This is a genomic window from Bartonella queenslandensis AUST/NH15, from assembly GCF_000312585.1.
Lineage (GTDB): Bacteria > Pseudomonadota > Alphaproteobacteria > Rhizobiales > Rhizobiaceae > Bartonella > Bartonella queenslandensis_A.
In genome coordinates this window covers 11,268-19,784 of record NZ_HE998013.1, presented here as the reverse complement: position 1 = coordinate 19,784, position 8,517 = coordinate 11,268, and the positions used below count along the sequence as shown (strand labels likewise).

Sequence of the window (8,517 nt, the reverse complement as noted above, 5' to 3'; positions counted from 1 at the left end):
TATAAGGCTGGTGTTGGTGTCATTACACCAATTTTTAGTGATGATATGTTATCGCTGACACGATTTGAAAATGCCCATATGTCTAGTTTTGATTGTGCTCCTTCTTGGCTTTATGAGGGAATGGCGAAGGCTTTTGAAAATGGGGCCGCGCGTTTAGCGATTGTTGGGGATAATCCTTTGCTCCTTTCCAATCAGGATTTTGATAAGGTTGCACGATTAAATAAGGCGACTTCCCTAGCTTACCAACCTGCTCTCAAAAAAATATCAAATTTTGCTATGAATTGGTCGATTGTTGCTTATCCAACAGCAGGGTGGGCTGAGACGATGTTTCCTTCTTTACCGCTTAATGAGGCGATTAAAAAATTAGCTGATGCAATTTTTTCTGCTTCACGCGTTACAGGAGAAGATCCAGTGCAGGCGTGGACTGTCCATAATGCAAATTTGAAGAAACGGTCATCTTGGTTGAATGAGCAGCGTTTTTCTGCCTTGCACTTCACCGGACCAGGGACTGATTTAACAGTTGGTTTGGCAGATGATCATGAATGGCATGGTGGTGCATCCGTTGCTCAAAATGGTGTTGTTTGCAATCCTAATATTCCGACAGAAGAAGTTTTCACGACTCCTCATGCTCATAAGGTTGAAGGTTTCGTTCGCTCAACAAAGCCCCTTTCCTATCAAGGGACACTGATTGATAATATTGAAGTACGTTTTGATGCAGGGCGTATTATTGAGGCGCGTGCATCAACGGGCCAAGAAGTTTTACAACAGATTTTGCAAAGTGATGAGGGTGCAAGCCGATTGGGTGAAGTTGCCCTTGTGCCCCATTCTTCACCAATTTCTAAGAGTGATCTTCTTTTTTATAATACCTTGTTTGATGAAAATGCAGCCTGCCATATTGCTTTAGGGCAGTGTTATTCCAAATGCTTTTTAGATGGAGCATCATTGACATCAGAAGAGATTGCAGTCCGTGGTGGTAATAAAAGCGTTATTCATATTGATTGGATGATTGGCTCTGGTGAAATTGACATAGATGGGATTACGCAGGATGGTATAAGAGTTTCTGTATTCCGTAAGGGTGAATGGGCTTAATCTTGTTAATGCCATAAAACGTCATTTAAGGTAGGTAAGTCTTCTTGACAGGGTAAACCTTTTTAGAGTACGTGAATGAATATTCAAGACAGGGCTGATGTGGAACTTTTCATTAAGTGAATCACATGAGTATGAAGGCAAAAGGAGACCACTTAATAAGGATTGCGGTTTTTTACAGATCAGATAGGGTTAAAAATTTTTGTTCTTTTTAAGAGCGGGGAAGAGATCAGTTTATCAGTGATACGACTGGAAAGTGTATAATTATTAAAGAGGAGTGATGCCTGAGCTTCCTGAAGTAGAGACGGTTCGTCGTGGACTCGAGTCTGTTGTCACTGATGCAAAGATAGTGTCTGTCAAACTTAATCGTAGAGATTTGCGTTTTCCTTTTCCTGAGGCTTTTTCTGAACGGCTTATTGGCAGAAAAATTCTAGAACTTGGTCGGCGTGCAAAATATTTATTATTTCATCTTTCTCAGGATGAAACGATTTTAAGCCATTTAGGAATGTCTGGATCATGGCGTATAGAGAATAATCTTTTAAGAAAATCTTTTTCAACGACCAGTAAATTGGTTAAGCATGATCATTTTATCATGGATATTCAGACAAAGAATGGTGAAATTTATCATCTTATTTATAATGATGTGCGCCGCTTTGGGTTTATACTTTTAATTGATACGGATAAGCTTTATAAACATCCGCTTTTAAATAAGCTAGGGCTTGAACCTATGAGTCATGCGTTTTCTGGTTGTTATTTACAAAAGGCTTTTGTTAATAAAAAAATATCTCTCAAGGGTGTTTTACTTGATCAGTCTATCGTTGCTGGTCTTGGGAATATTTATGTTTGCGAAGCACTTTGGCGGAGTCGCTTATCTCCACAGCGTGGTGCATTTACGTTGGCATCAAAAACGGTCTATGCACGTGAACTTGCAGATTTTTTAGCACAGAATATACGCGATGTAATTTCTGAAGCTATTTTATCTGGTGGTTCTTCTTTACGTGATTATATGCATATAGATGGTTCACTTGGTTATTTTCAACATGCTTTTTCAGTTTATGGACGAGAAGGCAAGGAGTGTTTGGAATGCGGAACGCCTATTATACGTATTTTACAGTCTGGGCGTTCAAGTTTTTACTGCTCACAGTGTCAAAAATGAATAAGGTGTCTTGCAAAATCCTACAGGAAGGTTAAAGTCAGATTCTTACAATGTATGAATATACGAGGCTTGAGAGGTTTTTTTTATGCTGAATAAAGTACTAACACATATTGATGGAAATATAGAAAAGAGCCTTGAACGCCTTTTTTCTCTTTTACGTTTTCAATCGATTTCTACAGACCCAGCTTATAAGGATGCATGTCGTAGCGCAGCTGATTGGTTAGTAGAAGATTTAAAAAGCATTGGTTTTGAGGCTTCACGCCGTGATACACCGGGTCATCCGATGGTTGTTGGGCATCATCCAGGACCTTCAGATGATTGTTTGCACGTGTTGTTTTACGGACATTATGATGTTCAACCTGTTGATCCGTTGAGTTTATGGGAGGATGATCCATTTACACCTTCTTTAAAAGAGAGAAATGGAGAGAAAGTTATTTGTGCTCGTGGAGCTTCAGATGACAAAGGTCAGCTCATGACCTTTGTTGAGGCATGTCGTGCGTTTAAGAAAGAAACAGGGCAGCTTCCTGTTAAAGTTACTATTTTATGTGAAGGTGAGGAAGAAAGTGCTTCTCCTTCCCTTATTCCTTTTTTGAAAGAAAATAAGGAGGAGCTTAAGGCTGATTGCGCATTGGTTTGTGACACGTCGATGTGGGACGTGAATACACCGTCTATTGCTCTTTCTCTTCGAGGAATTATGGCAGAAGAGATTATTATCACAGCAGCTAATCGTGATTTGCATTCTGGTTATTTTGGAGGAGTAGCAGCTAATCCCATTCGTATTTTAGCTAAAGTTTTGGCAGGCCTTCACGATGAAAATAATAGGGTAACACTTCCAGGTTTTTATGATGGGGTTGAAGAAACATCTCCACAGATTTTGCAGTTATGGAATGAGCTTAATTGTACGGCTGAAAAATTTCTTGGTCCTATAGGTCTTTCTGTTCCAGCTGGTGAAAAAGGGCGGAGCATTTTAGAATGCACATGGGCACGTCCTACCATGGAAATGAATGGTATTAGTGGCGGTTATGAAGGGGAAGGGATAAAAACGGTTATTGCTTCTCAAGCGAGTGCAAAGGTGTCGTGCCGTCTCGTTCATAAGCAAGATCCAGAGAAAATACGCCAAGCGTTGCGTGATTATGTACGTAGTTCAATTCCTGCTGACTGTACAGTTGAATTTAAGAATCATGGTTCTTCTCCGGCTCTTCAGCTTTCCCATGATTCATCTTTTATCAAGGTGGCAAAGGATGCTTTATCGCAAGAGTGGGGAGTTCCTACTGTATTGACAGCTATGGGTGGTTCGATTCCAATTGTAGCAGACTTTCAGTCAATTCTTGGTATGGAAACTATTTTGGTTGGGTATGCACTAGCTGATGATTGTATTCATTCACCTAATGAAAAGTATAATTTAAAATCGTTTCATAAGGGGCAGCGGTCTTGGGCGCGTATTCTTGTCGCTTTAGCAAATAGGAGGGTGAATGGCTGAGGTTCGCGTTCATCAAGGTGATTTACCAAACTTGGATAATTATAAAACTGATGCCATTGCGATTGATACCGAAACTTTAGGGCTCCAACCGCATCGTGATCGTTTATGTGTTGTTCAGATTTCTGCTGGAGATGGGACTGCTGATATTGTACAGATTGCTAAAGGACAAGAGAGTGCCCCTAATTTGGTCAAGCTTCTTAAAGATAACGCAATCACCAAAATATTTCATTTCGGGCGTTTTGATCTTGCTATTTTAGCGCATACATTTGGTGTTATGCCAGAGGCTGTTTTTTGTACAAAGATTGCTTCGAAACTTACGCGTACTTATACGGATCGTCATGGCTTGAAAGAAATTTGTAGTGAATTATTGAATGTGAATATTTCTAAACAGCAACAATCTTCGGATTGGGCGACAGAAACGTTATCACAGGCACAAATTGAATATGCTGCGTCGGATGTGTTATATTTGCATCGTTTAAAGGTTATATTTGAAGAACGTTTAAGACGCGAAGAGCGAGAAAGTGTTGCCAAGGCATGCTTTCAATTTTTGCCTATGAGAGCTAGGCTAGATCTTTTAGGATGGTCGGAAGTTGATATTTTTGCGCATAGCTAACTTTAAAAATTAGCTTTTAATGGAGCAAATTATTGATGTAAGAGGATAAAATGTCTATAATGTGGGCATTTTATCCTTTGTCCTCTCGTCTTTTCAGGAGGATTATACATAAGTGTTCTTTGATTTGAATTTTAGACAATAAAAGTTTATTTACGAATTCATATTTTTTACGTTTGTAGCAACCTTTATTTGAAAAAAAGCTATTTTGAGGATAGGCTAGAAACATACGGTGAGAGGCTTAAATCTCTGAAATCAGTATACAGACTAATGGGGGAAGCATATGAAGGCAGCAACATAAAAAACAATTCCCATCCTTACCATCTTTTTAATTCTTCTTTACCATTTTCAGAAGTATCTAAAAGCAATATCTGTTAAGTAATGCAGATGACGCATTGCCTCACGCTTTTGTTTTTCACATTTTTTAGCGGAGCCACGCCTTTCATGCAGAACAAAACGCTCTAAACGGAATATATTTAGGGTTACTCATTCACATGCTTTTTTAAGAAACCTTTTTTAAGGCGTCCAAGCCCATTTTACAGCGGCGCTCATAAAAAATATAACGATAAAATCTCCAATACTGATATAAAATCTATTGAACACTGTCATTTTTACACTTATGGAGTTAACAAGCCGCTACCATCACATATTTTGCCAACACCCTTGTAATAAGTCCTTGGCACTGGGACTCTTCATAAGAGGCATTTTTAGTTCTTTATTGTACAGTTTCACTCCCATAGGCTTCCCCATTTGTAATGTACAAAAAAAGGTTTTGGTTGATTCAACAATGAGGGATATTTGGAATGAAAGGATTTTATGGTATTTGGAGCTCTAATTTAATATGAATAACGCTATATTATTATTATAAATCAAAATGTTGGAGGCTTAATATATAAAGATCGACTACGATTACACTGTACCATACAAAGAATGGCATCTAGAAAGTGACTTAGAAACAAGTTAGCAGGGGCATGCTTGTGACGAAGTCAAAATGTTATAATAACTTTAGTCTTTAAATGGGTTTATTAAGAAAAAAACGCCTTTTCCCCTGAGTTTTATCCATATATCAACTTCATTTATGATAATATAAGCGAATAATTTTTCTTAATGTATCATGAACAAATTTGAAATGAGATAATCATATGATACAGAGAGCACGCATTCAATAGGAAAAGCTATAAATCAATATGTTAATATGACATTTGTCTAGTTTATTGTTTTTAGACGATCCTTCGAGCCTTTATTCATTGCTAAACAAGCAATTTCTACGTTGGTAGAGCAGGATAATTTGCATTTATTTTAAAATTAAAATGCTCCAACGCTTTGTTTTTTTTGAGGATTCTCACTTTTTATCTATAAACATGCTCTTTTTTCTGGAAATTTGTAATGAAGACACTAGATAAAATCCATTATGGATATTTATACGAGGTTAAATTTATGAACATAAAATATTTTATTACGGCTTTTGCTACTTTTGCTTCAATCTCTGTAGCACAGGGTGCTTCTTTTTTATCTTCTCAAAAGTTAATAGAGGGAATATCTGCTGTTGTTCCTCTTAGAGATCTTTTTTCTAGTGAACAGTTGAGCAAGATCTTATCTGAAGTTGTTCAAATGGAACTTTCTTGCACGCATAACAGCCAATGCATGACAGCAGTTAATTTAATACCTATATCACATTCTGGTAAAAAGCCTAAAAAAGGACCAGGAAAGAGAAAACGACCAGGCTTATTTGAACGAAGTCCAATGAGTTTTTAAAAAGTAAAAAGATAACTTCAAGAGGTTTAATGTGTAATCGGGAATTGAAGAAAGGAGGTATTTTTATCATTTGAAAACAGGAGGGGGCTATTTTTGCGAAGGCTATTATGATTATGTGCGGGTTGTGAATAGTACTGTTGGGAAAAGATAGGGGCAGGGAGATTTTTGTGAAAGAATACACCGTATAATGGCGGTGGCTCGTTACAAATTTCGTGGTATTATATGAACATGTAGATTTTGGATTACTCTATTATGTCGCCTATTGCGTAAATTTTCTCATTTGACGTGTGGTTATATAAGCCATAGAGATCTCCCTTATTTAAGCGTTTTTAGAATATGGTTGTGGATCAAGAGTAAGGCTTGGTCTAAAAAACTTCAGTTAAGTAAACACTTCAGTTAAGTAAACACATGAGTGGGAAATAAAGGCAAACCCGCTCACCAAGAATCTGGGCTGTTTGTATACAGGATCTGACTAGGATTTTTTCTCAAAATCGAGAAAGATATCTGTGATTAAGTATAAAAAAGCTTTATTTTAAAGTTAAACTTTTGATCTTTGTTGGCAGTTTTTGACTATAAAAAATATTCTTTATTTTGATTTAAGATATCTAAATATCTTTTCTGCCGAATTTATGATTTTATAAAGCAAGGTTTTGTTTGAAAACTTTAAGAAAGATTTCTCATTTTTTCAGCTTTAGGGAGAGTTTCTATATAAGCCTCAATATTTATCATACAAGTTGTTTGTCATGAGTTTTTTTTCAATTTATTTTATAAAAGACTATACAATAGAGCGCCGAAAAAGAAGTCTGAAACTTTAAGATTTTCTATAAGGTTGAAAAAATGGTCAATCTTTCAAAAGCAATAAGTGCCTAAAGTAAAAACAAAGAACAGGTAAGTTGAATGTGATCTTGTTGCAATCTATGAAGTATCCGAAACTTTGTTTATGTGCGATACACATTCTTTACAGTAAAAAATAATCAAAGACTATGCACATTTGGTCTTACAAATGCTGAAGCTAAGAATATTATTTGTATAAATTTATTTTTATTAATTTAAATGGAATGGTTGCATTTGGCTTGTTCTCAATATTGTAAGAGTTCTGGTTGTCCTTGATATTGAGAACTTTCATAAGAAGCATTTTATTTTCTTAAGCGGTTTTACACACGCGTGTTCGTTTGTAACGTGTAGGTGGATGATTTTGTTAAATGATTTAAGATGAGAGCATTTTCAAATTACAGACGAAAAGATAATTTTTGCATTATAATCAATATACCAATTCTTTTTTTTTGCAAAATTCATAAAGAAGAGAAGATATGGTGAGAAGAACTCATTTATGCATAAGCATCGTTTAATTCTCATTGACTACAGAGCAAGCGATTAAGGGGAGCTTTGATTGGTTTTTGTTTTTTTATGAGTGTATCATTTTTGCTACAGATATCTGGAGTTGCGGCTCTATATGACGTGATGTGTTCAAATAAATATTTCAGCTATGGAGAGAAAATATGAATATGAAATGGTTAATAACAGCTTCTGCTTTCGCTTTTGTTTCAGTTTCAGCGGCGCAAGCAGCAGATGTTATTGTTCCCCCGAGCCCAACACCTGTTGCTCCCGTTATTGTTGCCCCAACTTTTTCTTGGACAGGCTTCTACTTTGGTGGGCAGGTTGGTGGTTTTTCGGGTAAAACGAAGATGGATATTCTCGCTAAAGGACAAAAGATTCCGGTAAGTGATGATTATTTGCCAAAACTATCTGGTTTCATGGGGGGGCTTTACGCAGGTTCTAATATTGATCTCGGTAACGGCCTTATTTTAGGTGTCGATACAGATATCATGTGGTCTAATAAAGATGACACAAAGACAGGAAAAACATATGTCATTGCCCCAGAACACATCAATTATATTAATAAGCTATTAAAAGACGCTTCAATTAATATTGATAAAGATGCGCTCAAAGCCGGTTCTAAGCGAACACACGGTTTTACTTTTAAAGAAAAGTGGGCTGGTGCAACGCGTATACGTATTGGTTTTGCTGCTGAACGTATTATGCCTTATGTTGCTGGGGGTATTGCCTATACACAGCTTCAAGATATTGCATCGATTTCAATAACAGATAAAGATTCAGACAAAGTCATCGCTTCTGGTACTTTGTCTGATGAAACAAAGACCCTTGTTGGCTACACCCTTGGTGTGGGAGCTGATTTAGCAATGAGCAATAATATTGTTGTTCGTGCGGAATATCGTTACTCAGATTTTGGTAAAAAGAAATTTTCAAATGATAAATATGAAACTTCTTATAAAACCAATGATTTCCGTGTTGGTGTTGCTTACAAATTTTAATAGATGGTAAGTTAAACAATAAAGGCTCTGTCAAAGATAGAGCCTTTGTTATTCTCTGTTGCTATATTATCACACATATCATATTTATAGTAGATGT

6 protein-coding genes are annotated in these 8,517 nt (G+C 36.6%); all 6 read left to right on the top strand.

Annotation, left to right across the window (positions count from 1 at the left end; genetic code table 11):
• Positions 1 to 1,089 (top strand): aminopeptidase (locus BN338_RS08185; protein WP_039760895.1); only part of this gene is annotated, 1,089 nt, incomplete at its 5' end.
• 277 nt (positions 1,090 to 1,366) lie between these two features.
• Complete coding sequence (gene mutM / locus BN338_RS08180) at positions 1,367 to 2,242, top strand: bifunctional DNA-formamidopyrimidine glycosylase/DNA-(apurinic or apyrimidinic site) lyase (RefSeq protein WP_039760893.1); 876 nt, start codon at positions 1,367 to 1,369, stop codon at positions 2,240 to 2,242.
• Between the two features lie 85 nt (positions 2,243 to 2,327).
• Entirely contained in the window at positions 2,328 to 3,722 is a 1,395-nt protein-coding gene (locus tag BN338_RS08175) for a M20/M25/M40 family metallo-hydrolase (RefSeq protein WP_039760891.1), read from the top strand.
• Positions 3,715 to 4,335: a ribonuclease D gene (locus BN338_RS08170; RefSeq protein WP_039760889.1), complete on the top strand. Its 621-nt coding sequence runs from the start codon at positions 3,715 to 3,717 to the stop codon at positions 4,333 to 4,335. Before BN338_RS08175 ends, BN338_RS08170 begins: the two co-directional genes overlap by 8 nt.
• A 1,434-nt stretch (positions 4,336 to 5,769) precedes the next feature.
• Positions 5,770 to 6,087 carry a hypothetical protein gene (locus BN338_RS08165; RefSeq protein WP_039760887.1) on the top strand — a complete coding sequence of 106 codons (318 nt, stop codon included), beginning with the start codon at positions 5,770 to 5,772 and terminating at the stop codon, positions 6,085 to 6,087.
• A 1,499-nt stretch (positions 6,088 to 7,586) separates the two neighbouring features.
• Complete coding sequence (locus BN338_RS08160) at positions 7,587 to 8,420, top strand: outer membrane protein (protein WP_039760886.1); 834 nt, start codon at positions 7,587 to 7,589, stop codon at positions 8,418 to 8,420.
• Positions 8,421 to 8,517: the final 97 nt, after the last annotated feature.